General features: G+C 63.3%; 22 protein-coding genes and 1 tRNA gene. 21 read left to right on the top strand and 2 right to left on the bottom strand.

The window, feature by feature from the left end; genetic code table 11:
- The 7 genes from ACFUCV_RS08495 (at window position 1) to hisF (ending at window position 4,551) form a co-directional block, all read left to right on the top strand.
- On the top strand, window positions 1–660 hold the full coding sequence (locus ACFUCV_RS08495; RefSeq protein ID WP_380814565.1) for a riboflavin synthase: 660 nt from the start codon (window positions 1–3) through the stop codon (window positions 658–660).
- On the top strand, window positions 660–1,304 hold the full coding sequence (gene ribB / locus ACFUCV_RS08490) for a 3,4-dihydroxy-2-butanone-4-phosphate synthase (RefSeq protein WP_380814562.1): 645 nt from the start codon (window positions 660–662) through the stop codon (window positions 1,302–1,304). Before ACFUCV_RS08495 ends, ribB begins: the two co-directional genes overlap by 1 nt.
- A complete protein-coding gene (gene ribA / locus ACFUCV_RS08485) occupies window positions 1,301–1,939 on the top strand; it encodes a GTP cyclohydrolase II (protein ID WP_380814561.1) in 639 nt (212 codons plus the stop codon). Before ribB ends, ribA begins: the two co-directional genes overlap by 4 nt.
- Complete coding sequence (gene ribH, locus ACFUCV_RS08480) at window positions 1,936–2,424, top strand: 6,7-dimethyl-8-ribityllumazine synthase (RefSeq protein WP_380814557.1); 489 nt, start codon at window positions 1,936–1,938, stop codon at window positions 2,422–2,424. The genes ribA and ribH overlap by 4 nt, the downstream gene beginning before the upstream one ends.
- 116 nt (window positions 2,425–2,540) lie before the next feature.
- Window positions 2,541–2,804, top strand: coding sequence for a phosphoribosyl-ATP diphosphatase (locus ACFUCV_RS08475; protein WP_380814554.1), 264 nt, complete (start codon window positions 2,541–2,543; stop codon window positions 2,802–2,804).
- 99 nt (window positions 2,805–2,903) lie between these two features.
- Window positions 2,904–3,749 (top strand): ATP phosphoribosyltransferase, encoded by an 846-nt coding sequence (gene hisG / locus ACFUCV_RS08470; RefSeq protein ID WP_380814552.1) that lies wholly within the window; start codon window positions 2,904–2,906, stop codon window positions 3,747–3,749.
- A gap of 31 nt (window positions 3,750–3,780) precedes the next feature.
- Window positions 3,781–4,551 (top strand): imidazole glycerol phosphate synthase subunit HisF, encoded by a 771-nt coding sequence (gene hisF, locus ACFUCV_RS08465; RefSeq protein ID WP_380814549.1) that lies wholly within the window; start codon window positions 3,781–3,783, stop codon window positions 4,549–4,551.
- A 107-nt stretch (window positions 4,552–4,658) separates the two neighbouring features.
- Here hisF and ACFUCV_RS08460 read toward each other — a convergent pair whose 3' ends face one another.
- The gene (locus ACFUCV_RS08460) at window positions 4,659–5,303 is read right to left on the bottom strand and encodes a TIGR03085 family metal-binding protein (protein ID WP_380814546.1); all 645 of its coding nucleotides are present in this window, start codon (window positions 5,301–5,303) and stop codon (window positions 4,659–4,661) included.
- A gap of 192 nt (window positions 5,304–5,495) precedes the next feature.
- On the opposite strand from ACFUCV_RS08460, the gene hisI reads away from it, so the two are divergent.
- The 11 genes from hisI (at window position 5,496) to pyk (ending at window position 22,038) form a co-directional block, all read left to right on the top strand.
- A complete protein-coding gene (hisI, locus tag ACFUCV_RS08455) occupies window positions 5,496–5,906 on the top strand; it encodes a phosphoribosyl-AMP cyclohydrolase (protein ID WP_380814543.1) in 411 nt (136 codons plus the stop codon).
- An 82-nt stretch (window positions 5,907–5,988) separates the two neighbouring features.
- Window positions 5,989–7,536 carry an anthranilate synthase component I gene (locus ACFUCV_RS08450; protein WP_380814540.1) on the top strand — a complete coding sequence of 516 codons (1,548 nt, stop codon included), beginning with the start codon at window positions 5,989–5,991 and terminating at the stop codon, window positions 7,534–7,536.
- Complete coding sequence (locus tag ACFUCV_RS08445) at window positions 7,533–8,165, top strand: Trp biosynthesis-associated membrane protein (RefSeq protein WP_380814538.1); 633 nt, start codon at window positions 7,533–7,535, stop codon at window positions 8,163–8,165. Before ACFUCV_RS08450 ends, ACFUCV_RS08445 begins: the two co-directional genes overlap by 4 nt.
- 100 nt (window positions 8,166–8,265) lie before the next feature.
- Window positions 8,266–8,541: an HGxxPAAW family protein gene (locus tag ACFUCV_RS08440; RefSeq protein WP_380814536.1), complete on the top strand. Its 276-nt coding sequence runs from the start codon at window positions 8,266–8,268 to the stop codon at window positions 8,539–8,541.
- Between the two features lie 2 nt (window positions 8,542–8,543).
- Window positions 8,544–9,359 carry an indole-3-glycerol phosphate synthase TrpC gene (trpC, locus tag ACFUCV_RS08435; RefSeq protein WP_380814533.1) on the top strand — a complete coding sequence of 272 codons (816 nt, stop codon included), beginning with the start codon at window positions 8,544–8,546 and terminating at the stop codon, window positions 9,357–9,359.
- A gap of 148 nt (window positions 9,360–9,507) precedes the next feature.
- The gene (gene trpB / locus ACFUCV_RS08430) at window positions 9,508–10,932 is read left to right on the top strand and encodes a tryptophan synthase subunit beta (protein ID WP_380814530.1); all 1,425 of its coding nucleotides are present in this window, start codon (window positions 9,508–9,510) and stop codon (window positions 10,930–10,932) included.
- Entirely contained in the window at window positions 10,925–11,788 is an 864-nt protein-coding gene (gene trpA / locus ACFUCV_RS08425; protein ID WP_380814527.1) for a tryptophan synthase subunit alpha, read from the top strand. Before trpB ends, trpA begins: the two co-directional genes overlap by 8 nt.
- Window positions 11,785–12,834 carry a prolipoprotein diacylglyceryl transferase gene (gene lgt / locus ACFUCV_RS08420; RefSeq protein WP_380814525.1) on the top strand — a complete coding sequence of 350 codons (1,050 nt, stop codon included), beginning with the start codon at window positions 11,785–11,787 and terminating at the stop codon, window positions 12,832–12,834. Before trpA ends, lgt begins: the two co-directional genes overlap by 4 nt.
- 1,637 nt (window positions 12,835–14,471) lie before the next feature.
- Entirely contained in the window at window positions 14,472–19,037 is a 4,566-nt protein-coding gene (gene gltB, locus ACFUCV_RS08415) for a glutamate synthase large subunit (RefSeq protein ID WP_380814725.1), read from the top strand.
- Window positions 19,030–20,484 carry a glutamate synthase subunit beta gene (locus ACFUCV_RS08410; protein WP_380814523.1) on the top strand — a complete coding sequence of 485 codons (1,455 nt, stop codon included), beginning with the start codon at window positions 19,030–19,032 and terminating at the stop codon, window positions 20,482–20,484. Before gltB ends, ACFUCV_RS08410 begins: the two co-directional genes overlap by 8 nt.
- A 69-nt stretch (window positions 20,485–20,553) precedes the next feature.
- Window positions 20,554–22,038, top strand: a complete 1,485-nt coding sequence (gene pyk, locus ACFUCV_RS08405; protein ID WP_380814520.1) for a pyruvate kinase — start codon at window positions 20,554–20,556, stop codon at window positions 22,036–22,038.
- A gap of 76 nt (window positions 22,039–22,114) precedes the next feature.
- Here the strand turns inward: pyk and ACFUCV_RS08400 are convergent, their stop codons facing one another.
- Window positions 22,115–22,717 carry an ANTAR domain-containing response regulator gene (locus ACFUCV_RS08400; RefSeq protein ID WP_380814517.1) on the bottom strand — a complete coding sequence of 201 codons (603 nt, stop codon included), beginning with the start codon at window positions 22,715–22,717 and terminating at the stop codon, window positions 22,115–22,117.
- Between the two features lie 179 nt (window positions 22,718–22,896).
- On the opposite strand from ACFUCV_RS08400, the gene ACFUCV_RS08395 reads away from it, so the two are divergent.
- The 3 genes from ACFUCV_RS08395 to ACFUCV_RS08385 all read left to right on the top strand — a co-directional run bounded on the left by ACFUCV_RS08395 (window position 22,897) and on the right by ACFUCV_RS08385 (window position 25,995).
- A tRNA-Leu gene (locus ACFUCV_RS08395) sits at window positions 22,897–22,977 on the top strand.
- 1,091 nt (window positions 22,978–24,068) lie between these two features.
- A complete protein-coding gene (locus ACFUCV_RS08390) occupies window positions 24,069–25,007 on the top strand; it encodes a hypothetical protein (protein ID WP_380814515.1) in 939 nt (312 codons plus the stop codon).
- A 604-nt stretch (window positions 25,008–25,611) separates the two neighbouring features.
- Window positions 25,612–25,995, top strand: coding sequence for a hypothetical protein (locus tag ACFUCV_RS08385; protein WP_380814512.1), 384 nt, complete (start codon window positions 25,612–25,614; stop codon window positions 25,993–25,995).
- Window positions 25,996–26,269 lie beyond the last annotated feature (274 nt).

Raw genomic sequence — 26,269 nt, 5'->3', positions numbered from 1 at the left:
ATGTTTACCGGAATCATTGCAGGGCGTGGAACCGTCATTGAGCTGTTGAGATCAGCGGACGATGACAGCGCCGCGCTGGTCCTCGCTGCCGGGGCAGCGGTTGCGGACCTGGAGGCCGGCGGCTCGCTGGCAGTGGATGGGGTCTGCCTGACGGCAACGCGCATCCACAACGGCACCGTGGATATGGATGTCATGGGCGAAACCCTGGTGCGCACCACCGTGGGTTTGCTGCAGGCCGGTGACACAGTGAATCTGGAACGCTGCGTACCCGTTGCCGGGCGGCTCGACGGCCACGTGGTCCAGGGCCACGTGGACGGCACCGGAACGCTGGTGGAGCGTGAAAACCAGGGCAGTTGGGAGCGGCTGCGCTTCACCGTGCCCAGGGCGCTGGCCCGCTACATTGCCGAAAAAGGCTCGATCGCCATTGACGGGGTGTCCTTGACAGTCACTGCCGTCAGTGCTGCCACCGAGGCTGATCAGTGGTTTGAGGTGGGGCTGATACCGGTCACGCTCGCTGCCACGGGCCTGGGCGCCAAGCACGCGGGCGCGGCAGTGAATCTGGAGGTTGACGTGCTGGCCAAGTACGCCCAGCGGCTGCTCGAATTCGCCGGCGAACCGGCCGAATCCGTTCGGCCCGCCACCATCGAGGGTGGCCTGTGATGGACCGGCACGGCTTCCTGGATCCGGTTCCCCTTGCCATTGCCGCCCTGGCCCGCGGCGAGGCGGTGCTCGTGGTTGATGACGAGCACCGCGAAAACGAGGGCGACATCATCTTTGCCGCCCAGCACAGCACCCCGGCACTCATGGGCTGGACAGTGCGCCACAGCTCCGGCGTCATCTGCGTGCCCATGGAGCACGGGCGCGCGGACCAACTGGAACTGCCGGCCATGGTGGCGGTCAATGAGGACGCCAAAGGCACCGCCTATACGGTCAGTTGTGATGCAGCGGTGGGCATCTCCACCGGGATCAGCGCCACCGACAGGTCGCTGAGTGTGAACATTCTTGCCCACCCCGCCTCCGGGCCAAGGGAGCTGAGCCGGCCCGGGCATATTTTCCCCCTGCGGGCAGCGGCCGGGGGAGTGCGTGAACGTCCCGGGCACACCGAGGCGGCGGTGGAGCTGTGCCGCCTGGCCGGATGCGAACCGGTGGGGGTGATTGCCGAGGTGGTTGATGATGCCGGGGAAATGCTGCGCGTTCCCCAGCTGCGCATTTTTGCCGATGCCCATGGACTGGTGCTCATCTCCATTGCCGAACTGATCCAGCACCTGGCGCAGCCGGCAGCTGCTGCCGCGGCCACGCCATGACGGATCCAAACCCGGCGGTGGAAGGCGGCCCCGTGGTGCAGCTGCCCACCCGTTACGGGGACTTTGCAGCCCAGGCATGGCTTGATTCGGCCGGGCGGGCGGAGCACCTGAGCTTGACGGCCCCGGGCGGGGCGGCAGTGCCCCTGGTGCGCCTGCATTCGGAGTGCCTGACCGGGGACGTGTTTGGTTCCTATCGCTGCGACTGTGGCGAACAGCTCGACTACGCCCTGCGGCAGATCCAACGCCAAGGCGGCACGCTGCTGTATTTGCGCGGGCATGAGGGGCGCGGCATTGGACTGATGAACAAGATGCGTGCCTACAGCCTGCAGGAGGCCGGCGCAGACACCGTTGAAGCCAATGAACAACTGGGGCTGCCTGTGGACGCGCGCGACTACGCGGCGGCCGCCGGCATCCTGAAGTCCTTGGGCCTGGACAGGATCCGGCTCTTGAGCAGCAACCCTTTGAAGCAGGAGCAGTTGAGCCGGTACGGCATCACAGTGGTGGAGGTGGTCTCCGCAGGGGTGCCGTCCCGCCGCGAAAATCTACGTTATTTACAGACCAAAAGGGATCGGATGAACCACGCCTTGGCAGCCGATCTGCACGTCACCACCCCCTTGGAAGGACCAACATCATGAGCGGCCACGGAGCACCCACCCTCAACTTTGACAGCGCGGCACAGTCGCAGGCCAGTGAACTGAGGCTGGCGATCGTGGCGGCCAGCTGGCACAGCAAAATCATGGACGGGCTGCTCGCCGGCGCCCTGCGGGGGGCCGCGGAGGCCGGGATCGCCACGCCTGTGGTGGTGCGCGTGCCCGGCAGCTTTGAACTTCCCGTGGCGGCGGCACGTCTGGCCCCGCGCTTTGACGCTGTCGTGGCCCTGGGGGTGGTCATCCGCGGGGGCACCCCGCACTTTGAGTTTGTCTGCCAAGCCGCCACCAGCGGGCTGACCCAGGTGGCCGTCACCACGGGTGTTCCGGTGGGCTTCGGTGTTTTGACATGCGACACCGAGCAGCAGGCCCTGGACCGTGCCGGGCTGCCCGGGTCGGCGGAGGACAAGGGCCACGAGGCCGTCACCGCCGCCCTCGCCACGGCCCTGGCACTGTCGGGGGTGGGCGTCTGAAGCGGGTCTCCATTCCCAAACCGCCGCCGCGGGGCGGAACGGTTCGATGTTCACCTGTTGGACACACCCCGGCCCAAGATCCGCCAGCCGTGGACCGAACGGGTAAGGTGTACTGCGTGAAGACCTTCGAATCCCTTTTTGATGAGCTCAGTGCGAAAGCCGCAGCCCGGCCCGCCGGCTCCCGTACCGTGGCCGAACTTGAATCCGGCGTCCACGGCATCGGCAAGAAAGTGGTTGAGGAAGCTGCCGAAGTGTGGATGGCCGCCGAATATGAATCGGACCAAGCCTGCGCTGAGGAGATTTCCCAGCTGTTCTACCACCTGCAGGTCATGATGATCGCCAAAGGGTTGACACTTCAGGACGTTTACAAGCATCTCTAGCCACACCCTGTGGCCCCGCCTGCTTGAACTCCAGCCGTGGCGGCAGTCCGCCACAGGGCCGTTCCTTTCTGCCTGAAACTACCTAAGAGATGTGTTTTTATGCTGCGTGTTGCTGTCCCCAACAAGGGATCCCTGTCCGAGGCCGCCTCGGCCATGCTGGCGGAGGCCGGGTACCGGCAGCGCCGTGATTCCCGTGAACTGGTCATGGTTGATCCGGCGAACAATGTGGAGTTTTTCTTCCTGCGCCCCCGTGACATTGCCGTGTACGTGGGCGCCGGCACGCTCGACGTCGGCATCACCGGCCGCGATCTGCTCATGGATGCCCAGGTGGAGGCGGAGGAACTGCTGCCGTTGGGCTTTGCGGCGTCCACCTTCCGCTTTGCCGGACCGGTGGGCCACTTCTCCAGCACCGCCGAGCTCGAAGGCAAGCGCCTGGCCACCAGCTATGACGGGCTGCTGCGTGACTATTTGGCCGAGCTGGGCATCAACGCCTCGGTGGTGCGCCTGGACGGCGCCGTGGAATCCTCCGTGCGCCTGGGCGTGGCCGACGCCATTGCCGACGTGGTGGAAACCGGCAGCACACTTAAGGCTGCCGGCATGGAAATCTTCGGCGAACCAATCCTGTTCTCCGAGGCCCTGCTCATTGGCCGCCGTGGTGTGACGCCGCCGGCCGGGGTGGAGGTGTTGATCCGCCGCCTCCACAGTGTGCTGGTGGCACGCCAATACGTGCTGCTGGACTATGACGTGACCAAGGACCTGCTGGATCAGGCAACCGCCCTGACCCCGGGCCTGGAGTCACCCACTGTTTCGCCGCTGCGTGACTCGGACTGGGTTGCGGTGCGCTCCATGGTGCTGGCCAAGGACACCAACCGCATCATGGATGAACTTTACGATCTGGGCGCCCGCGCCATCCTGGTCAGCAACATCCACGCCTGCCGCATCTAGCTGCCGCACCCACCCACAAGGAGTACAGCTCATGAGTGTTGCCATCAGGGTCATACCCTGCCTGGATGTGGACGCCGGGCGCGTGGTCAAAGGCGTCAAGTTCCAAAACCTGCGTGACGCCGGCGACCCGGTGGAACTGGCCCGCCGCTACGACGCCGCCGGAGCCGATGAGTTGACGTTCCTGGATGTGACGGCTTCCTCAGGCAACCGCGAGACCACCTTTGACGTGGTGTCCCGTGCCGCCGAACAGGTCTTCATTCCACTCACCGTTGGTGGCGGAGTGCGTGAGGTTGCCGATGTGGACAGGCTGCTGCGCCATGGAGCCGACAAGGCCTCCATCAACACGGCGGCAATTGCCCGCCCGGGCGTCATTGATGACATCACGCGCCGCTTTGGTTCGCAGGTGCTGGTGTTGAGTGTGGATGCGCGCCGCACCAGGGGGGCCCTCACGCCCTCGGGTTTTGAAGTCACCACCCATGGCGGGCGCCAAGGCACCGGCCTCGATGCCATTGAGTGGGCACGGCAGGCGGCGGACCGCGGCGTGGGTGAAATCCTGCTGAACTCCATTGATGCCGACGGCACCAAGGAGGGCTTTGACCTGGAGCTCATCCGCCTGGTCCGCGCCGCAGTGAACATCCCCATCATCGCCTCCGGCGGAGCGGGCAAGGCCGAACACTTTCCGCCCGCCGTCGCCGCCGGCGCAAACGCCGTGCTGGCGGCGTCGGTGTTCCACTTTGGCCCCGACAGCGCCATTGCCGAGGTCAAGGCCGCCATCCGGGACGCCGGGTACCAGGTCCGCTAGGCGCCGGCCCCCACGGCAAAGCCGCCGCGCCGCCCGTTCAGCGCCGCCCGTTCAGGGCCGCCCGTTCAGGGGCGCCGGTTCAGGGGTGTGGCGGCTTGATGTTGACGCTACAGTCCGACGTCGGCCGTCTGCAGCAGGGCCACGGCGTCGGGCTGGCCCTCAAAGGACACCAGCGCCTGGCCGGTGCGGCCATTGGCATGCAGCAGCAGTTCCCCGGGATCGCCAATGATGGCCACGGAGACCGGCGCCCGCTTGGCCACGTGCCGCGGGCCCTGGGGGCTGACCAGCACAATGCCCAGATCCACGCCGCGGTAAAGGATCGCGGCGCGTTTGAGCAGTTCCGCCCAGAGGGCCAGGGAGTAGCCGTCATCAAGGGTCCGCGGCGCCCAACGGTCCGTGGCGCGGCGGATGTCTTCGGTATGCACGAAGAATTCCGTCAGGTTGGCATTCTTATCCACCGTCTTCAGCGCAAAGGGTGAGATTTTGGGGGGCCCGGCACGGAACTTTTCCACCAGGGCCGTGTAGGCGGCGGGGGTGCTTGACTCTTCCGCCAAGGCCGAGATGGCCTTGTCGCTCACCGACTTCAGTGGCCTAAAAACCATTCCCAGGCCCACGCGCGGGTTGTGTTCGCGCAGATAAAGGTGCGCAGCCAGCTCCTGGGTGCGCCAACCCTCGCACAAGGTGGCAGCTCCCGGCCCGGCAGCGAGCAGGGTTTCGGCGAGTACTTCACGGGAAGGGTCTACGTATTGCATCCCTTGAAAATTAGCATGTATTCCTCGGTGATGGGACCAGGAACCGCCGCAGGGCCCCGTGAAGTTCGGCAGGGGCCCCGCACCGCCCCCGGCCCATGCGCCCCCGGCCCATGCCGGCTCCGGGCTCCCGTGACGGCGGCGGCCCGGGCACGATGGGCGTTCTGCCAGCTGGTGGCGGTAGAATTGGGCGCGATGCAACAAAGTCCAGAATCCCAGTCCCAGCCCGCCCCCGCCCGTCCGGCGCATGCACTGCCGCCCGAGGTGGCCGCGAAGCTCAAACGTGACGGCGCCGGGCTCGTGGCCGCCGTCATCCAGCAGTTCGACAGCCGCGAGGTCCTCATGCTCGGGTGGATGGATGACGAGGCGCTGCGCCGCACCCTCAGCAGCGGCCGGGTGACCTTTTACTCCCGTTCCCGCCAGGAATATTGGCGCAAGGGCGACACCTCCGGCCACTTCCAGTATGTGAAGAGCGTTGCCCTGGACTGTGACGGCGACGCCCTGCTCATCACGGTGGACCAGGTGGGTGCTGCCTGCCATACGGGCAGCAGTTCCTGCTTCGACGGCCGTGGACTTGCCGCCGTCCAAGGCCACCGCCAGCCGTAGCCCGTCGCGGTCCCCGCCGTGGCCACTGCGCCGGCACGCCCACTTCGTCAACTTCAATCCGCGTCAAGAAAGCACAACAGCGATGCATGAGCTCATCAGCCCCTCCCTGACCGAATTCAGGGAGCTGGCCCGCACCCGCCGCGTCATTCCGGTGCACCTGAAGGTGTTGGCCGATGCCCAGACCCCCATCGGCCTGTACCGCTGCCTGGCCGCCGGCGCACCGGGCACCTTCCTGATGGAATCGGCTGCCGTGGGCGGCACCTGGTCACGGTATTCCTTCATTGGCGTGCGTTCCAGTGCAACACTGACCACCAACGACGGCGGGACGTTCTGGCAGGGGGAACCCCCCGTGGGTGTGCCGCTGACAGGAAACCCCGTGGCAGCCATGGAGGCGACCCTGAAGCTCCTGGCCACCGACCGCTTCGAGGGTCTTCCCCCCTTCACCTCCGGGCTGGTGGGTTTTGTGGGCTGGGAATCGGTGCGGCACTGGGAAAAACTGCCGGCACCGCCGCTAGATGATTTGGAGTTGCCCGAAGTTGCCCTGAACCTGGTGGCGGACATGGCTGTCCATGACAACCATGAAGGCTCGGTGATGCTCATTGCCAATGCCGTGAACGCCAATGGCACCGATGAAAACGTCGACGCCGCCTGGCATGACGCGGTGGCCCGGATCCACGCCATGCTGGCGCGGCTGCAGCACCCCGTCGCGCAGCCCATGTCGGTGCTGGACGGCGCCGGGGCAAGTTTTGCCAGCAGCGTCCAGGAACGGTGGGACCGCAGGGAATACCTGGCGGCCCTTGACCGCGGCAAGGAGGCCATTGTTGATGGTGAAGTGTTCCAGGTGGTGATTTCCCGCCGCTTTGAAATGGCGTGCGAAGCCTCCGCCCTGGATGTGTACCGCGTGCTGCGCAACACCAACCCGAGCCCCTACATGTACCTTTTCAGTTTTGAAGACGCAGCGCAGCGCCCGTACTCCATTGTGGGATCCTCACCCGAGGCCCTCGTGACGGTCCAGGGCAGCGAGGTGATCACCCACCCCATTGCCGGCTCGCGGCCGCGCGGCGCCACCACTGAGGAGGACAAGGGCCTGGCCAAGGATTTGCTGGCCGATGCCAAGGAACGTTCCGAGCACTTGATGCTGGTGGATTTGTCCCGCAACGACCTGTCCAAGGTCTGCCTGCCGGGCACGGTGGACGTCACCGAGTTTATGGAGGTGGAGCGGTTCAGCCACATCATGCACTTGGTCTCCACCGTGGTGGGCACCTTGAGCCCGGACAAGGGCGCCTACGACGTCCTGGCCGCCACGTTCCCCGCCGGAACCCTTTCCGGTGCTCCGAAGCCGCGGGCCCTGCGCCTGTTGGATGAGCTGGAACCGCACCGCCGCGGCATCTACGGCGGCGTGGTGGGGTACCTCGATTTTGCCGGCGACATGGACATGGCGATTGCCATCCGTTCGGCGTTGCTGCGTGGGGGCAGGGCCTATGTGCAGGCCGGCGGCGGCATTGTGGCGGACTCCGTCAATGAGACCGAAGCCCAGGAGACGGTGAACAAGGCCGCGGCGCCCCTGCGCGCCGTGCATGCAGCAGCCTCCCTGCGGGATTTGGCGACGATCACGGTTGACGCGCCGTGAGCGGCGAACACGCCGGCATGGACCTGCCGGCCCCCCACACCACGGCCGTGACGCTGCCGTTCTGGAAGCGCAAAGCCACGCTGGTGCTGTTGACGCTGCTGGCGGCCCTGGCAGTGTTCGGCACCACCACCCAGACCTGGATCCATGTGGACATTGGTGCCGGCGAAGTGGCGCAAAGCGATTTGGACATTGCCGGCAGCAAGGCGGCGGTGGTTGTCTCCGCCCTCGCGCTGGTGGCCGCCGCTGGTGCCCTGGCCACCACCATTGCCGGCAGATTTGCCCGGATCCTCACGTCCGTCATTGTCCTTGCCAGCGCCGCGGGCATCATGGCGGCCGTGGTGGGTGTCTTGGCGGACCCGGCAGCGGCGGCGGTGTCGCAGGTGGGTGCCGCCACCGGCATCGAGGGCAGGCCGGAAAATGTCACGACCACCATCTTCCCTGTGCTTGCCCTGGCGGCGGCAGCTCTGCTGGCCCTGGGCGCCCTGCTGCTGCTGTGGGCCGGCCGGGGATGGAGTGTGCGGTCGAAGTACGACTCCCCGCAAAAACCCGCGGCGGCGGCGCAGGACGCCCCCATGGATCAAATAGACAGCTGGGACAGCCTCAGCCGGGGGGAAGATCCCACCCGTTAGTTTCAGCGGCCCGCGGCGCAGGCTGTCGGTTGCTGCTTCCGTGCTGAAGTGATGGCAGAATGTAGTTCAAAGCATCCGAGTTGATATAGGGAGATTTATCATGAGCAACAAGCAGAGCGCCCAGCTGTCCCGGGACGAGCCGGTCGACCACGGTGTTGAACTGGGCCACGGCAACAGCCCCGCTGCGTGGACCTGCGTGGGTGTGATGCTGGTGGGTGTGCTGATTTCCTGCATCGCCTTTGTCATTGGTGCCAGCGCCACCGTGCTGTTCTGGATTGGTGTTGGCGTCATTGTTGTGGGCCTGATCCTGGGACCGGTGCTGCGCAAGGCAGGTTACGGTGTGGGCGGCAGCAAACTAAAGAGCAACGGCCACTAGCAGTGAGTGTTTTGCAGGACATAGTTGCCGGTGTCCGGGAAGACATGCAGGGCCGGCAGCGCAAGGTCACCCTGACGCAGCTGCAGGAACGCGTGCAGCAGCTGGACCCGGCACGCGACGCCTGGGCGGCGCTGGGCGGAAACTCCGTGGACCGCGCGCAGCTGCAGGTCATTGCCGAGGTAAAGCGCCGCAGCCCCTCCAAGGGCGAGCTGGCCGGGATTGCGGACCCTGCCGCACTGGCCGCACTTTACCGCGACGGCGGCGCCGCGGTGATCAGTGTCCTCACGGAGCAGCGGCGCTTTGGCGGTTCCCTGGCGGATTTGGATTCCGTGCGCGAAGCCGTGGACATCCCCGTGCTGCGCAAGGATTTCACCTGCGATGAGTACATGATTTGGGAGGCCCGCGCCCACGGCGCGGACGCGGTGCTGCTCATTGCCGCAGCGCTGAGCGACGTTCAGCTGCGCAGCTATTTGGACCTGACCCACCACTTGGGCATGAACGCCATTGTGGAGACCCACACGGGGGAGGAAATTGAACGCGCCACCGCTGTGGGCAGCAGGATCATCGGCATCAATGTCCGTAACTTAAAGACCCTCGAAGTGGACCGCGGCGTGTTCGCAGCCCTGGCGGGAAGCATTCCGGCAGGACCCATCGTGGTGGCCGAATCAGGCGTACGGGACGTATCCGACGTCGAGCATTACCGGGCCCACGGAGCCCACGCCATCTTAGTGGGCGAGGCATTGGTGAAGGACGCGACGCCCCGGGAACGGATTGCGCAGTTCAAGGCCGCCGGAACACCGGCGGGCCACGCTTCATAGCCGGAGCCTGGCGCATACGGGCCTGGACCCCGCCGGCGCCAGGACACGGCACTGCCCCACCCGGGCAGGCTGGACGCAGGCGGCCATGCGGCCCCTGCCATCAAAGCATTTTGTGCATACTCTATTCAGGAACAGGACGGTGAACTTGATGGCAAGCACGCCAGCAGCTTCGTCTCATGACCCCGCCGAGATGGTGGATCCGGCAACAGCGTTCTTACAAGGCGGCGTCCCCGTTGACACGGATCCAGCGCCGTCCCTGCGGCACGCGCCCGGGCCCTACTTTGGAAACTTTGGCGGCCGCTGGATGCCGGAGTCGCTCATTGCCGCCCTGGACGAGGTGGAGGACACCTTTGAAAAGGCCAAAACCGATCCGGAATTCCTGCAGCAGCTTGCCGAACTGAACAAAAACTACACCGGGCGTCCGTCCCTGCTGACTGAAGCCAAGCGCTTCAGCGCCCATGCCGGCGGGGCCCGCGTGTTCCTCAAGCGCGAGGACCTCAACCACACGGGTTCGCACAAGATCAACAATGTGCTGGGCCAGGCGCTGCTGGCCAAACGGATGGGCAAGACCCGCATCATTGCCGAGACCGGTGCAGGCCAGCACGGCGTGGCCAGCGCCACCGCCGCTGCGTTGTTGGATCTGGAATGCGTGGTGTACATGGGCGCGGAGGATTGCCGCCGCCAGGCCTTGAACGTGGCGCGCATGCAGCTTTTAGGTGCCACGGTCGTGCCGGTCACCAACGGCTCACAAACCCTCAAGGACGCGATCAATGACGCCCTGCGGGACTGGGTGGCCAATGTGGAAAGCACCCATTACGTGCTGGGCACCGTCTCCGGGGCCCACCCCTTCCCAGCCATGGTGCGGTTCTTCCACGAAGTCATTGGGGAGGAGGCCCGCAGCCAGATCCTGGAGCAGATTGGCCGTCTGCCGGATGCCTTGTGCGCCTGTATTGGCGGCGGATCCAACGCCATTGGCTTGTTCCACAGTTTCCTCGATGACCCCAGCGTAAAGATCTACGGTTTCGAGGCAGGCGGTGACGGCGTCGAAACCGGCCGCCACGCAGCAACCATCACCCTGGGCAAGCCGGGGGTCCTCCACGGCGCCCGCTCCTTCCTCATGCAGGACGAGGACGGCCAGACCATTGAGTCGCATTCAATTTCCGCCGGTCTGGACTACCCCGGTGTGGGGCCCGAGCACGCGTATCTGGCCGACATTGGCCGGGTCTCCTACGAGCCCATCACCGACGCCGAAGCGATGGAAGCCTTCAAGCTCCTGTGCCGCAGCGAAGGGATCATTCCCGCCATTGAAACCGCCCACGCCCTGGCCGGGGCACTCAAGGTGGGCCAGCGCCTCACTGCCGACGCCGACAAGCCCGAGGACGTGGTCATCATTGTGAACCTCTCCGGACGGGGGGACAAGGATGTGCAGACCGCCGCTGAATGGTTTGGCATCCTGGACGAGGACGGCCACGTCAAGGGCACCCGGCTGTCCACCCGCACGGCCAAGGGCGCAGCCTACGGTGGCGGCGCAGCCACCATGGACAACAACGCAGAGGATGCCAGCAATGAGTGATTCCGCCGCGGCCGCTGTGCCCGCCGCCATACCGAGCAAGTCCGCAGCAGCCATTGAGAAGGCGAAGGCGGAGGGCCGCAAAGCCTTGATCGCCTATTTGCCTGCCGGCTATCCGGACAAGCAAAGCTCCATTGACGCCGCCATCGCCGTGGCTCGCAATGGTGCCGACATCATTGAAATTGGCATCCCGTATTCCGATCCCGTGATGGATGGGGAGGTCATTCAAGCCGCGACCACGCAGGCGCTGGCCAACGGCTTCCAGGTCAATGACGTCTTTGACGTTGTCAAAGCCATCACCGAACACAGTGACGCCGCGGTCATGGTCATGACCTACTGGAATCCCGTCATGCAGCTGGGCGTGGACGAATTTTCCCGCCGCCTCGCCGAAGCAGGCGGGGCCGGGCTCATCACTCCGGACCTGATTCCCGATGAGGCGGCCGAATGGCTGGCTGCCTCCGACAAATACGGCCTGGACCGGGTGTTCCTGGTGGCACCGTCTTCGACGCCCGAGCGTGTGGCCATGACCGTCCAGGCCACCCGCGGATTCACCTACGCGGTCTCCATCATGGGTGTCACCGGCGCCCGCAGCTCCGTGTCCAGCGCCGCAGAGGCGGTGGTGGCAGCTGCCCACCGTGCCGGGGCCGAACGTGCCTGCGTGGGCCTGGGGGTGTCCCGGCCGGAGCATGTGCGTGAAATTGCCGCCTATGCCGACGGTGTCATTGTGGGCACCGCCCTGGTCGTCGCCCTCCGGGATGGGGGAGTGGACGCCGTGGGAGCCCTGGCCAAGGAGCTCAGCTCGGGATTTGACGCCCCGCTGGCTGCCGCCGCGGCCACCGGGAACGAGTCCGCGCAGTGATCTCCGCACTGGCGCCCCAGGCCCTGGCCGGGACCCTGCCAACAGCCATTCCCGCACCCGTCTGGTCGGGATTCGATTTGGGCCCGCTGCGCCTGCACGCCTACGCCCTGTGCATTTTGGTGGGCATCGTGGCAGCCATCTGGCTGACCGGCCGCCGCTGGACACGCCGAGGCGGTCCCGAAGGTTCCATTTGGGACATTGCCATTTGGGCCATCCCCTTTGGCATCATTGGCGGCCGTCTGTACCACGTGTTTTCCTCCCCGGACGCCTACTTTGGCCCCGGTTTTGATGGCACGGGCGATCTGGCGCTCATCCCGCAGATATGGTTGGGCGGACTGGGCATCTGGGGCGCAGTGGTCCTGGGAGTGGTGGGCGCGTGGATTGGCTGCCGCCGCGCGAATGTTAAGATTTCCGCCTTTGTTGACGCCGCAGCGCCAGGGGTGCTCCTGGCCCAGGCTTTGGGCCGCTGGGGCAACTACTTCAACCAGGAGCTCTTTGGCGGGCCCACCACCCTTCCCTGGGGGCTGGCTGTGGCTCCCGAGTACGTGCCGGCCGGGTCCAGCCCCGACACGCTCTTTCACCCCACCTTCCTTTACGAGTGCCTCTGGAACCTGTTGGGTGTGGTGGTGCTGCTGTTGGTGGACCGCAGATTCGCGCTGCGCCGCGGCAGGTTGTTTCTGCTCTACGCCATGATCTACACGGCGGGCCGGGTATGGATTGAAATGCTGCGCATTGACGACGCTGAGATGCTCAGCTTCTTTGGCGTCACTGCACGCCTGAACGTGTGGACCAGCATCTTGGTCTTCTTGGCTGCCCTGGTGGCATTTTTGGTCCTGACCTTCTCCCGGCCCCGTGGGGACAGCAATTCGGTATACCTGCCGGGCCGCGGCCCCGTGGCTGCCCAGGGCGCCGCTGGTCCAGGTGCCGGCGCCGGGGCACCGGGCAACGGCGCCGCAACGTCGGTCGATGCCGCAGGCTCCAAGGGGGCGCCAATGGCTTCCGGCGGCGCAGACGCCGCCCCGAAGTCCGCCGGCAAGGACACTTGAGGTCCTGACCTCTTCCAGCATTGCCACGCAGCAACGTCAAGGCGGCCCTCAAGGGGCCGCCTTTGCCGTTGCCTCGACAATCCGTTGGGGCCGCGAAGCTGAGCCCGACCTGCTGCGGTTCCACGGGGGATGGCTTGTGCTTGCTGCCTCGCGTGCCGGTGGTCGGCTTTCCATGCTGCTGGGGAAATGCCTGGACAGCCACGGGATATGTTGATCTTCCACGTGCTGTAAGCCAGCCCGAAGATGCTGGGAAAGATGAAAACCAATGCCTGAGACGGATTCGGCGTTGACCCTCGAGCAGGAGGACGGATACCGGACCACGGCCGAGGCGGCCGGACTGGAGCAGGCAGAGCTGAACCGCATGATCGGGACGACCCAAGCTTGACCCGGCCGCGGAAGCAGAAAAGCACACACCCCGCCAGAATTAGCGGGGCAGTGCGGGCTTGAAAAAGGCACTGGCGGACCTCGCCGCGGTCCGTAATGTCAAGCCCAGCGAACTGGCCCCGGAACCCTTGAGCGCTGCTGTGCATGAACTGCGCAGAACCAGCCAAAAAGGCCAGCGCCGAGAAAGCGCCGGGCATAATTTTCAGGCCGGGCAAGGATGGCGTTGATCCTCAAGGGCTTAGACTGTTCTACATAGATTTCCTGTGCAAGGGAAAAATAGGAGAGGGGCCGGCATTAGCCGGCCCCTCTTTTAATGCCCTGGCAGAAGCGGCCCGGGCATCATGCGCCGCTGTCCTGGTGGTGAAGATCCGCGGACTGGTGGCGGTTGAAAGCGGCGTGGCCCCCGCAGGGGCTCTGGCCGCGCTGTTGGTGGGGCCTGCGCCACGCAAGCTCCGCCGCACCCAAAAACCACGGGGAAAGGCGAAGCAGCTGGCACAGCCACACCGCGCACCCACCCCGGATTGCGTATCGCCCCGATGGCCAAGCCCTTCACAATGGTTTCCTTGGCCCGTTCACGCGCGGCGGCCGCTATGCCTTTGGCATCCCGCTCGAGTGCCGCAGCGGCAGGTTCCGCGCGGGCAACCATTTGATCCGCTGTCATCGTTTTCACCAGGTACTCAGTGGCCAATCCCGTAGGCGTGTATCACGTTCGCGCCGCCTGGCGGCCAATCCATCCCTCCGCTTGCGCCCCTGCCCCCTACCGTGTTGCGTGCCCTGCCCGCCATGCGGGCTCCCAGCTGTCGATCGACCCACGCACGAAACAAAACTGACCCTGAAAGCAAAGAAAGCGCTCGTATTTGCTGCATACTATTACTGATCATGCATATTATATCGAACTGCAAGATTGCCCATTGAGCCCTGTGAGGGCGGCTATATAGTAAAACTCGGCACCAAGACGGCCATGGTTCATAAGACCGTGGACCTTTGTGCAGATGCATGACAAATCACGACTATGTGATGCAAGTGCAGACTAATGGTGCCCACACCACGGCAATCGCCTGCCACCATCTGGCCGGCACGGGATCCGTCAGAAAAGCACACCGCGGGAAGAGATCCGCTCTTGCCGCGCTCCGGGCCAACGTTGTCCCCAATTCACCGCACAACAGGGGAAGGATGTACACCTCGTGGCATCATCATCTTCCCGTGGGTCCCAGCAGCCCACGGCCATCTCACCTTTCAAACGCTTCGCAGCCATGCCCGGGCAACGGGGGCTGTACCGTCCTGAAAGTGAAAAGGATGCCTGCGGCCTGGCGGTGGTGGCCACGCTCCGGGGCACACCCGGGCACCACATTATTGAAAAAGCCCTGGTGGCGCTCCGGAACCTGGAGCACCGCGGGGCCGTCGGTGCCGATGAGGGAACCGGCGATGGCGCAGGCATCCTGACCCAGGTGCCCGACCAGCTTTTCCGTGCAGTGGCGGGCTTCGAACTTCCCGCTCCGGGACACTACGCCGTGGGTACTGCCTTCCTGCCCACCGGTGCCGGGGAGCAACAGGACGCCAGGGCCGGCATCGAGGCTGTTGCCGCCAGTGAAGGACTGCGTGTCCTGGGCTGGCGCGAGGTGCCGGTGGTCGCCGAGTTGGTGGGCGCCAGCGCCCGGGCGTGCATGCCGCATTTCAGCCAGCTTTTCCTGGCTCTGGCCACGGAGCCCGCCGAACCGCTGGACATCCGTGCGGCCAACGCCCTCGATGGCAAGGCCTTCCGCGTGCGCAAGCGGGCCCAGCAAAAGTTTGGCGTCTATTTCCCGTCGTTGTCCTCCAAGACCATTGTCTACAAGGGCATGGTGACCACGGCACAGTTGGAACCGTTCTACCCGGACCTCTCCGACGGGCGCTTCACGTCCAAACTGGCAGTGGTGCACTCCCGCTTTTCCACCAACACCTTCCCCTCCTGGCCGCTGGCGCAGCCCTTCCGCACCATTGCCCACAACGGGGAAATCAACACCGTCAAGGGCAACCGCAACTGGATGCGTGCCCGCCAGTCCACCATGGCCCATGAACTGCTGGGCGACACGCCCGAGGAATTGTTTCCCATCTGCACCCCCGGCGCCTCGGATTCGGCCTCCTTTGATGAGGTCGCGGAGCTCTTATGGCTTTCCGGCCGTCCGCTGACCGAGGCGGTCATGATGATGATTCCGGAGGCTTGGGAAAACCACGCCACCATGGATCCGGACCGCAAGGCCTTTTACGAATACCACTCGCTGCTGATGGAGCCCTGGGACGGACCGGCGGCCGTGTCCTTCACGGACGGCACCGTGGTGGGCGCCACCCTGGACCGCAACGGCCTGCGCCCGGCGCGGTACTGGACCACCACCGACGGCCTGGTGGTGTTGGCCTCAGAGGTCGGCGTTTTGGACCTGGCTCCGGAAACCATTGCCAGCAAGGGCCGGGTGGCGCCGGGAACCATGTTCCTCGTGGACACCGACGCCGGCCGGATCATTTCCGACGCCGAGATCAAGGCGCAGGCAGCGGCGGCCAAGCCGTATGCCGCATGGGCGCGGGAGAACACCATCACCTTGGCCGAGCTGCCCGAACGCGAGCATGTAATCCACACCAGCGCTTCCGTGATGCACCGCCAGCGCACCTTTGGGTACACCACCGAGGAGCTGAAGATCCTGCTGGGCCCCATGGCCAAGGCCGGGGCCGAACCGCTGGGAGCGATGGGCACCGACACCCCCGTGGCGGTGCTGTCCAAGCGTCCGCGCCTGCTCTTTGACTACTTTGTGCAGCAATTTGCCCAAGTGACCAACCCGCCGCTGGACGCCATCCGGGAGGAACTTGTCACTTCCCTCAACACGGCCATTGGACCGCAGGGCAATTTGCTCTCCCGCAGCAACGTCAAGGCAGCGCAGCTCGCCCTTTCCTTCCCCGTCATCAACAATGACGAACTCGCCAAGATTGCCAATATGGAAAGCCCCGCCGCGGCCGACGGCTCCGGCGGCGCACGCATCGCCATGAAAGTCCGCGGCCTGTACCGGGTCGACGGCGGCGAGCCCGCCCTGCGCGCCCGGCTGGCGGAAATCAACGAACAAATTTCCGGCGCCATCAACCGCGGCGTGCAGTACATTGTGCTCTCCGACAGGGACTCCTCCGCAGCGTGGGCCCCCATTCCTTCCCTGCTGCTGCTCAGCGCCGTGCACCACCACCTGCTGCGCAGCGCCAACCGCACCAAGGTCTCCCTGGTGGTGGAGGGCGGTGACGTCCGCGAAGTGCACCATGTGGCAGTGCTGGTGGGCTACGGCGCGGCGGCGGTGAACCCGTACCTGGCCATGGAATCGGTGGAGGAGCTGGTCCGCACCGGCGACGTCACTGGCGTCACGGCCCAGGAAGCTGTGTACAACCTGATCAAGGCGCTGGGCAAGGGGGTTTTGAAGATCATGTCCAAAATGGGCATCTCCACCGTCTCCTCCTACTGCGGGGCGCAGACCTTTGAAGCCCTGGGCCTGTCCCAGGAACTCATCAACGCCTATTTCACCGGCACCGTCACCCAGCTCGGCGGCGTGGGCCTGGACGTCATTGCCGCCGAAGTGCATGCCCGCCACCTCAATGCCTACCCGGTGGACGGCGTCGACGTTCCGCACCGCCCGCTGGAAGGCGGCGGCGAGTACCAGTGGCGCCGCGACGGGGAGCCGCACCTGTTCAACCCGGACACCGTCTTCCGGCTCCAGCACGCCACCCGGGAACGCCGCTATGACATTTTCAAGCAATACACCCAGGGCGTTGATGACCAAGCCAACAAGCTCATGACCTTCCGCGGCCTGCTGAACTTCAAGGAGGGTCTGCGCACCCCCGTTCCACTGGAGGAAGTGGAGTCCGTGGGCAGCATCGTCAAGCGCTTCTCCACCGGCGCCATGAGCTATGGTTCCATTTCGCAGGAAGCCCACCAGACGCTGGCCATTGCCATGAACCGGCTGGGCGCCAAGTCCAACACCGGCGAAGGCGGCGAAGACGTGGAACGGCTGCTGGACCCGGAGCGCCGCAGCGCCATCAAGCAGGTCGCTTCCGGCCGTTTCGGCGTGACCAGCCTGTACCTCACCCATGCCCAGGACATTCAAATTAAAATGGCTCAGGGCGCCAAGCCCGGCGAGGGCGGCCAGCTCATGGCCAAGAAGGTGTACCCGTGGATTGCCGAGACCCGGCACTCCACCCCCGGGGTGGGGCTCATTTCCCCGCCGCCGCACCATGACATCTACTCCATTGAGGACCTGGCCCAGCTCATTTATGACTGCAAACGCGCCAACCCCGAAGCCCGCGTCCACGTGAAGCTTGTCTCCGAAATGGGCATTGGCACGGTGGCGGCGGGTGTGACCAAGGCCAAGGCCGACGTCGTCCTGGTTTCCGGGCACGACGGCGGCACCGGCGCCAGTCCGCTGAACTCGCTCAAGCATGCAGGCATGCCGTGGGAGCTGGGCCTGGCGGAGACGCAGCAGACCCTGCGCCTGAACGGCCTGCGGGAACGGGTGGTGGTGCAGGTGGACGGCCAGTTGAAGACGGGCCGTGACGTGGTGGTTGCTGCCCTGCTGGGGGCGGAGGAGTACGGTTTCGCCACCGCCCCGCTGGTGGTTTCCGGTTGTGTCATGATGCGCGTCTGCCATTTGGACACCTGCCCGGTGGGGGTGGCAACGCAGAACCCCGAGCTGCGCAGCCGCTTTACCGGCAAGCCGGAGTTCGTGGTGAACTTCTTTGAATTCCTCGCCGAGGAGGTGCGCGAAATCCTTGCCGGCCTCGGGTTCCGCAGCCTGGAGGAGGCCATTGGCCAGTCCGCGGCGCTGAACCTTGACCCGGCGCTGCATCACTGGAAAACCGCCGGACTGGATTTGAGCCCGATCTTCTCCGACGCCGGTGTGCCCGCCGACGCGCCCATGCGCCGGTTGACCACGCAAAACCACGAACTGGACAAGCACTTTGACCAGCAACTGGTCACCATGGCCAGCGGGGCGCTGAGCAACCGCGAACCCGTCAAGATCAGCGTTCCGGTGGTCAACACCGACAGGTCCGTGGGCACCATGCTGGGCTGGCACGTCACACGCACCTTCGGCACCCAGGTCCTGGGCACCGACACCATTGATGTGACGCTCACCGGACAGGCAGGCCAGTCCCTGGGCGCGTTCCTGCCGGCCGGAATCACCCTGCGCCTGCTGGGGGACGCCAACGACTATGTGGGCAAGGGCCTCTCCGGTGGCCGCATCACGGTCCGCCCGGAGCGTTCCAGCAGCTTCAACGCCGCCCACAACGTCATTGCCGGCAATGTGATTGGCTACGGTGCCACGAGTGGGGAAATGTTCCTGCGCGGCTTGGTGGGGGAGCGGTTTTTGGTGCGCAACTCCGGAGCCACGGCCGTGGTGGAAGGCATTGGCGACCACGGCTGTGAATACATGACCGGCGGCACGGCACTGATCCTTGGACCCACGGGCCGCAACTTTGGCGCGGGCATGTCAGGCGGCACGGCGTATGTGCTGGATTTGAACCCGGCGCTGGTGAACAAGGCCGCCCTGGATGCGGGGGAGCTGATGCTGCTGGTGCCCGACGCCGCCGACGCCGACATCATCGGCTCGCTTTTGCGCCGGCACGCCGAGGAGACCGGCTCCGAGACGGCCGACGTGCTGCTGGCCGACTTCCCCCGCGCGGCGGCCCGCTTCACCAAGGTTCTGCCCCGCGACTACGCAGCAGTATTGGAAACCCAGTTGGCAGCAGCCGAACTGGGCCAGGACCCGGACGGCCCAGCCGTTTGGCAGAAAATTTTGGAGGTCACCGGTGGCTGATCCGCACGGTTTCTTGAAAAATCGCGAACGCATCACCCAACCCCGCCGCCCTGTCGCCGTGCGCATCATGGACTGGAAGGAAGTGTATGAGGCGCAGGAAAAGGGTGTGCTGAAGTCGCAGGCCGGTCGCTGCATGGACTGCGGCGTGCCGTTCTGCCACCAGGGGTGCCCGCTGGGCAACTTGATTCCGGAATGGAATGACCTCAGTTGGCGGGGCCGGGGCCAGGAGGCCATTGAACGGCTGCATGCCACCAACAACTTCCCGGAGTGGACCGGGCGGCTGTGCCCGGCGCCGTGCGAGAGCGCCTGCGTGCTGGGCATCAACCAGCCGGCGGTGACCATTAAGCAGGTGGAGGTTTCCATCATCGATGAAGCCTTCAACCAGGACTGGGTGCACCCGCTGCCGCCGGCCCGGCTCACCGGCAAGACTGTCGCCGTCGTTGGTTCCGGTCCGGCCGGACTGGCAGCTGCCCAGCAGCTCACACGCACCGGCCACACGGTTGCCGTGTACGAAAGGGATGACCGCATTGGCGGGCTGCTGCGCTACGGCATTCCGGACTTCAAACTGGAGAAGGAAAGCGTGGACCGCAGGATTGCGCAGATGAAGGCCGAGGGAACCCGCTTCCGCACCGGTGTGGAGGTGGGCAAGGACCTCGGCTGGGAGGAACTGCGCCGGCGCTACGACGCCGTGGTGGTGTGCACGGGTGCCACGGTGCCGCGGGATCTGCCCATTCCCGGACGCGCGCTGAAGGGTGTGCACTTTGCCATGGAATACCTGGTGCAGGGCAACAGGGCAGTGGCCGGCGACGCCGTGCCGGGGCACATTGATGCCCGCGGCAAGCACGTGGTCATACTGGGCGGCGGCGACACGGGAGCCGATTGCCTGGGCACCGCGCACCGCCAGCAGGCCGCGTCGGTGACCACCTTGGCCATTGGCCAGCAGCCGCCCATGGAGCGTGCCGCCTCCCATCCCTGGCCCATGTTCCCCAACCTCTTTGACGTGGCCAGTGCCCATGAAGAGGGTGGTGAGCGCAGCTACCTGGCCTCCACGGTGGAGTTTCTGGGCGAAAACGGGCAGCTGACGGGGCTCAAGATTGCCCAGACCGAATACCTGCACGGGCGGCGGGTGCCCAAGGAAGGCACCGAGCGGGTCATTGCCGCGGATCTGGTGTTCCTGGCCTTGGGCTTCACTGGACCGGAATCCGCCCCCTTGCTGCACCAGCTGCCCGTCTCCTTGGACCCGCGCGGCAATATTAACCGCGACGGCTACTACATGACGGACCGGGAGGGGGTTTTTGCAGCCGGTGATTCCGGGCGTGGCCAGTCGTTGATTGTGTGGGCCATCGCTGAAGGGCGTGCGTGCGCAGCAGCCGTTGACCGGCACTTGATGGGGCAGACATCCCTGCCGGCACCCGTCTCACCCAGTGACTCGGCTATCAGGGTGTAGTGGCAAAAGCGATAGGCTATGCGTGAGGACCAAAGTTTTTTTGCTGACAACACACATTAGGTAGGTACATTGAGACGCGCAAAAATTGTTGCGACTTTCGGGCCGGCAATCGCCAGCTATGAAAACACACTTGCGGTACTGGCGGCGGGCGTCAACGTAGCCCGCATGAACATGAGCCACGGCGACTACACAGTCCACCAAAACACGTATACCAACGTGCGCAAGGCCGCTGCCGCCCTGGGCAAGCCGGTGGCCATCATGGCTGACCTGCAGGGACCCAAGATCCGCCTGGGCCGCTTTGAAAACGGCACGGGCCACGACCTGGCCGTGGGCGACGTCTTCACCATCACCACCCAGGACGTCCCGGGCACCAAGGACATCTGCTCCACCACCTTGAAGTCCTTGACCGAGGACGTCAAAGTGGGTGACATCATGCTGATCGACGACGGCAAGGTTTCCGTCCGTGCCACGGCTGTTGATGATGTGAAGGTTGTCACCGAAGTCACGGTGCCGGGCAAGGTCTCCAACAACAAGGGCATCAACCTGCCCGGCGTTGCCGTGAACGTCCCGGCCCTGAGCGAGAAGGATGAGGACGACCTGCGCTGGTCACTTGAGTGCGGCGTCGACCTGGTGGCACTGTCGTTCGTCCGTGACGCAGCCGACATCCAGCGCGTGCACGAGATCATGGATGAGGAAGGCCGCCGCGTGCCGGTCATCGCCAAGATCGAGAAGCCGCAGGCCGTGGCCAACCTGGAAGCGATCGTTGACGCCTTTGACGCCATCATGGTGGCCCGCGGCGACTTGGGCGTAGAGCTGCCGCTGGAAGACGTGCCGCTGGTGCAGAAGCAGTGTGTGGAGATGGCACGCCGTTGGGCCAAGCCCGTGATTGTGGCCACCCAGGTGCTTGAGTCCATGATCGACAACCCGCGCCCCACCCGCGCGGAGGCCTCGGACTGTGCCAATGCCGTGCTCGACGGCGCCGATGCAGTCATGCTCTCCGGTGAGACCAGTGTGGGCAAGTTCCCCATTGAAACCGTCAAGACCATGGCACGCATCATTGAGGCCACGGAGAAGGACGGCCTCAAGCGCATTCCCACCCTGGGCACCAACCCCCGCACCCCCGGCGGCGTGATTACGGCAGCAGCCGTGCAGATCGCCGACCAGCTTGATGCCAAGTACATTGCCACCTTCACGCAGTCCGGCGACTCGGCCCACCGCCTCTCGCGCCTGCGCCCGGCCAAGCAGGTCTTCGCCTTCACCCCGGATGAGCACGTGCGCAACCAGCTGGCCCTGGCTTGGGGCATTGAGCCCGTGCTGGTTCCCATGGTGGCGCACACGGACGCCATGACGGAGCAGGTGGACGCCACCTTGCTGGAAAAGAGCCTCGTGGCCGAAGGGGAACTGGTGGTCATTGCCGCCGGTTCGCCTCCCGGACAGGCAGGTTCCACCAACCTGGTCAAGGCCCACAAGGTGGGGGACCTGGCCGATTCAGGCAAGTCCGTCAACGGTGTGTGGCCCAATAAGGAAAAGATTGGCCCCTGGCCTACGGAGTAGCCATGTAGCTGCTGCACAGCAAAAAAGCCGCCGTCCCCTTTCGGGGAGGGCGGCTTTTTTGTCTGGCGGAACCGGTCTAGTTCACCTGGTTGATGATGGTCTCGGCCACCTCACGCATGCTCAGGCGGCGGTCCATGGAGGTCTTTTGGATCCAGCGGAAGGCTTCCGGCTCCGTGAGCCCCATTTTGGTGGTGAGCAGGCTCTTGGCACGCTCCACAAGTTTGCGGGTGGCGAACTGTTCCTGCAGGTCGGAGACCTCATCCTCCAGGGCCTTGATCTCCTCGTGGCGGGAAAGCGCAATTTCCAGGGCGGGGATGAGGTCCGCAGGAGTAAAGGGCTTGACCACATAGGCCATGGCGCCGGCGTCGCGGGCGCGCTCAACCAGTTCCTTCTGGCTGAAGGCCGTCAGCAGCACCACCGGAGCAATGCGTGCCTTCACAATGTGCTCGGCGGCGGTGATGCCATCCATGACAGGCATTTTGACGTCCATCAAAACCAGATCCGGCCGGAGTTCCTTGGCCAGTTCCACGGCCTTCTCGCCGTTGTCGGCCTCACCCACCACGTCATAGCCTTCTCCGCGCAGGATCTCCATGATGTCCAAGCGGATCAAGGTTTCATCTTCAGCGACAAGCACGCGGCGTGCGGGGGTCGTGGGGGATGTTTCCGTTTGTTCGGACACGGGGGGCTCCTTTAAAGAGATGAATTGCCACACCTGTGGCAATTTTTTAGGCCATTGCGGCCTCAGTTCTACAAAACAGCCTATATGCATGTAGAGTAGTTGCGCGCACTCGTTCGGAAGCGATTCACAAACGGGTGCGTGATCTTGGTAACGGTGGTTATTTCAACACTTTTGCAAAGGCCCAAGTGGCGGAACGGCAGACGCGCTGCACTCAAAATGCAGTATCGAAAGGTGTGTGGGTTCGAATCCCACCTTGGGCACATATGTTCGAAGATTGGCCTCCTGGAAACAGGGGGTCATTCTTTTTGTCCGGCCTTGCCGGTGGAGCTTGGTGCAATCCTGGTATTGGGCTGATGGCTCCTGCTCCGCACCGTCTGGATTAGTTGACTTTGCTTTTGCTATTCGATCCTCGCGGCTTCCTGCTGAGTGATTCGGGGTTAGTTTTTCCTTACACACTGTTCATGGCTGGAGGAGGGCAAATCCCCATGACCTGCGGTCTGCCTTTCGCCAGAAATCACCATGTGTTGACACCGCACGTAGAAGAGTAATTTCAGGTTGACGTCCTAGACCGAAGGAGTCGCCCCCTGGCGTAGGGTCCCGTTCGCCTGCTCCAACATGCGGTTGGGTTTTTCATTTTCCCCATGGCCGTTGATGCTGCCGCTAACTGGCCGGCACCGGTCTCCTTGGGGTTCCATGGCGATCCAGCGCGTCGAGGTGGTAACCGAAAAGCAGAAGTCCCTCGCGATCCGCGCCTTACCCTTACGAAACACATCGGTGACTCCCTGGCGGAACTCCGCCCCATAGGCAGTAGGCATGTTTGACATCCTTCCACGAGCACCAGCTCGCTAGGTCAAGGAGTCAACAAAACCTGGGGACGACCCGTGTCGACAAAAAGATCGGGGTAGACCCAATGCAAAATTTAGGTAAAAAAGCGTTTGTCTTTTGTGGGCATTTTGAAGGAAAAATTAGTCCCTATGGATAGCTCGAAACCGTAAAATGCTGTCCGGTTGGACATTTATCAAAGTCTTAGTTGCTCCATGCGAGCATCAAATGAGCTCAATTCTTTACCTATTTGCAGCCCAGACTGCGTACTCTCATCCGAGAAGTATGACGATGTATACGCGCTGAAATTCAAAGAGCATGTTGGTGGCTTCTAACGCAAAGACTGACAACTTCAACCGTGAGTGGCGCCGTTATAGCCATTAGCCACAGTCCTCCTGCTTTTATGGACAGGCAGGTATCCTTTGAGTTTTAGTCAACTTACTAGTGATACCGTGGTCACTTCCTTAGGGAATCTTGAAACCTCCTCGGTTTGAGGGGGATGGAGCAATCTGAAATCAAGGTGGATTAAGTGAAAACAACAAAATTTAGGACTCTGCGAATTCTTACGGTACTTGGAGCTTCAATCGCTCTGGTGGCGACATCTGCAAGTGTGTCATCGGCGGCTCCGGATTCAGATGAGCAAGTTCAGAGCCTCATCCAGAGAGTTGCGCCGAATCAAGGCACTGTTTCGCAGGGAATGTCCCTCGGTGGCAAAACACGTTTTAGTTCCACAAATGTGGAAGTCGAAATTCCGGATGCGGCCTCTGTGCCCGTCTCCATCGAAGCAGAAAAGAAGGCGACGCTGCATGTGTCCCTACCAAAAGACCTAAAGTTGAATAACGGAAAGTCCAGTTCCGACGGAACCGTCGTTTATCAATCACAAGACAACAGTGTTGATGCCGCTGTGCAGTCCATGACGAACGGCTCAGTTCGCATTCAAACGATCATTCGTTCCGCTTCTTCCCCCCCCCACGAGTTCAGTTATGGAATCGGTAATGGATTTCAGCCCGTCGAAGCTCCTGATGGATCCATTTATGTCATCGGGTTCGATGCGGACGGCAAGTACACAGCATTCGGGGTCAAGCCAGCATGGGCGCGCGACGCATCAGGGAAATCTGTGCCCACGAACTACGAGATCCGAGGAGGTGACTTGATCCAGGTCGTGACGCCGTCGTCCCAAACTGAGTATCCTGTTGTAGCTGATCCCACTTGGGAGTGGTACCAAGCCGCCTACGGGGCAGGACTCAATAAAAGTGAAACTAAAGCTCTCGCGGATCAGGGAAGCCTCGGGTTCTTCTGCGGCGCACTGGCGCTCGTAGGAGTGGGAATTGGTGCCGCATGGTGTGGGATCTTCGGTGGTGCAATATTCCACAATACTAAGCGGGCTGCGAGTGAAAACGGATGCATTTTCATCGCTGCCGTACCAGTCCCAGTTGCTGTAGGGTACAACAGCCAAAATTGCTATTAGCACAGCTTCTCGCACTGACCACCAGACCGGCAAAATGATGAGAGGATTCATTCCATGCTGTACCTCATAACAGGACTTAGCCTCGGCGTCATAGCTGCGTCATCACGGGTGCCCAAATTCAGGTGGGCACCAGTGGCCGGTTCAATCCTTCTACTAGCCACTGTGTTTTTCAATGTTCCAGACCTCGTTCTGCCTACGCTCTCCGAAGCGATGGCTTTGGTCCTAAGTTCAGTACTCGCCAACGCTTTGTATGCAGGTCACTTGTGGTCGCGTGAGAATATTGAGCCTGGAGTTAGCTATTGGGGTTGGGTACGGCGTGACATAACCCATCCTAGGTATTTGCTGGCTCTATACAGGGAACTAAATAGCTCGAAGACACCTGGTGTTCCCAATGATCGGGAACACATTCAGTCGTAAAAAGTTCTTTAGGGTGTAGAGCTGGGCAGGAATACGGCTAATAAGTCTTAAGCGTTTAGGAAGGGCCGACTGCCAGTCGGCCCTTCCACCTTAATCATTCCTGCCATGCATGTTCTGAAAACTGTTTGGGGGGGACATGGTGTCGTGAGTATTTGTCGAAGATCCTCAAATGAAGACGTGTTGTTCAGTGGTCCACGATTTGCGAATACCCTCAGCTTATGAGCTTGGACGGGCTGTTGATGGTGTCTGCCGTCTGCGCAATCGAGCAGCCCTTCTGGATTCGCTGCTCAACAGCAACATTGCTGCGCAGCTTGCCAATATGAGGACAGTCATCGGCGCCATCAACCATTACATGCTCTCGTGGTTCGCATCCGTGGAAAAGGTTGGTGCGGTGCTGAATAAGCGTCCCAGTTATGAGGAGATCGTCAATCGATTGGGTTCGGCCAATCGAGAAGGAATTAGTGGGAATTTCTTCTTTGGACCGTATTTAGGGCTGTTGACAGTGTCAACACTTTTTTTGTCGGATTGGTCCGGATTGGCTCGTACTGGGCCGTACTGCCGCGGTGGTTAAAGATTTCCCTTTGTTTGCAGGGGGGATAGTCTGGTTCGAATCCCACCTTGGGCACGGTAAACCTCCTGGTCACAGGGGGTTTTCGTGTTTAAGTGTTGACACTGTGTTGACCAGTTGTTCCCCCAAGGAAGCATGTTATGCAGCATCCGTGCCGGCGATGCTCATTTAGATGTTTGTTTTTAGCGGCTCCTCTTCTGAGTGATTCGGGGTTTTTTTTCCCTACACACTATTCATGGCTGGGGGAGGGCAAATCCCCATGGCCTGTGGTCTGCCT

The organism is Specibacter sp. NPDC057265 (assembly GCF_042668835.1).
Classification (GTDB): Bacteria; Actinomycetota; Actinomycetes; order Actinomycetales; family Micrococcaceae; genus Specibacter.
The sequence above is the reverse complement of the archived record's forward strand: the minus strand, read 5'-3'. Positions and strand labels throughout refer to the sequence as shown.

What these genes read in the sequence shown, in the direction of transcription:
- ACFUCV_RS08495 (WP_380814565.1), top strand. Translation starts at nt 1, where the DNA reads ATGTTTACCGGAATCATTGCAGGGCGTGGAACCGTCATTGAGCTGTTG.
- ribH (WP_380814557.1), top strand. Translation starts at nt 1,936, where the DNA reads ATGAGCGGCCACGGAGCACCCACCCTCAACTTTGACAGCGCGGCACAG.
- hisF (WP_380814549.1), top strand. Translation starts at nt 3,781, where the DNA reads ATGAGTGTTGCCATCAGGGTCATACCCTGCCTGGATGTGGACGCCGGG.
- ribA (WP_380814561.1), top strand. Translation starts at nt 1,301, where the DNA reads ATGACGGATCCAAACCCGGCGGTGGAAGGCGGCCCCGTGGTGCAGCTG.
- gltB (WP_380814725.1), top strand. Translation starts at nt 14,472, where the DNA reads ATGCCCGGGCAACGGGGGCTGTACCGTCCTGAAAGTGAAAAGGATGCC.
- hisG (WP_380814552.1), top strand. Translation starts at nt 2,904, where the DNA reads ATGCTGCGTGTTGCTGTCCCCAACAAGGGATCCCTGTCCGAGGCCGCC.
- hisI (WP_380814543.1), top strand. Translation starts at nt 5,496, where the DNA reads ATGCAACAAAGTCCAGAATCCCAGTCCCAGCCCGCCCCCGCCCGTCCG.
- ribB (WP_380814562.1), top strand. Translation starts at nt 660, where the DNA reads ATGGACCGGCACGGCTTCCTGGATCCGGTTCCCCTTGCCATTGCCGCC.
- trpB (WP_380814530.1), top strand. Translation starts at nt 9,508, where the DNA reads ATGGCAAGCACGCCAGCAGCTTCGTCTCATGACCCCGCCGAGATGGTG.
- trpA (WP_380814527.1), top strand. Translation starts at nt 10,925, where the DNA reads ATGAGTGATTCCGCCGCGGCCGCTGTGCCCGCCGCCATACCGAGCAAG.
- ACFUCV_RS08440 (WP_380814536.1), top strand. Translation starts at nt 8,266, where the DNA reads ATGAGCAACAAGCAGAGCGCCCAGCTGTCCCGGGACGAGCCGGTCGAC.
- ACFUCV_RS08450 (WP_380814540.1), top strand. Translation starts at nt 5,989, where the DNA reads ATGCATGAGCTCATCAGCCCCTCCCTGACCGAATTCAGGGAGCTGGCC.
- ACFUCV_RS08460 (WP_380814546.1), bottom strand. Translation starts at nt 5,303, where the DNA reads ATGCAATACGTAGACCCTTCCCGTGAAGTACTCGCCGAAACCCTGCTC.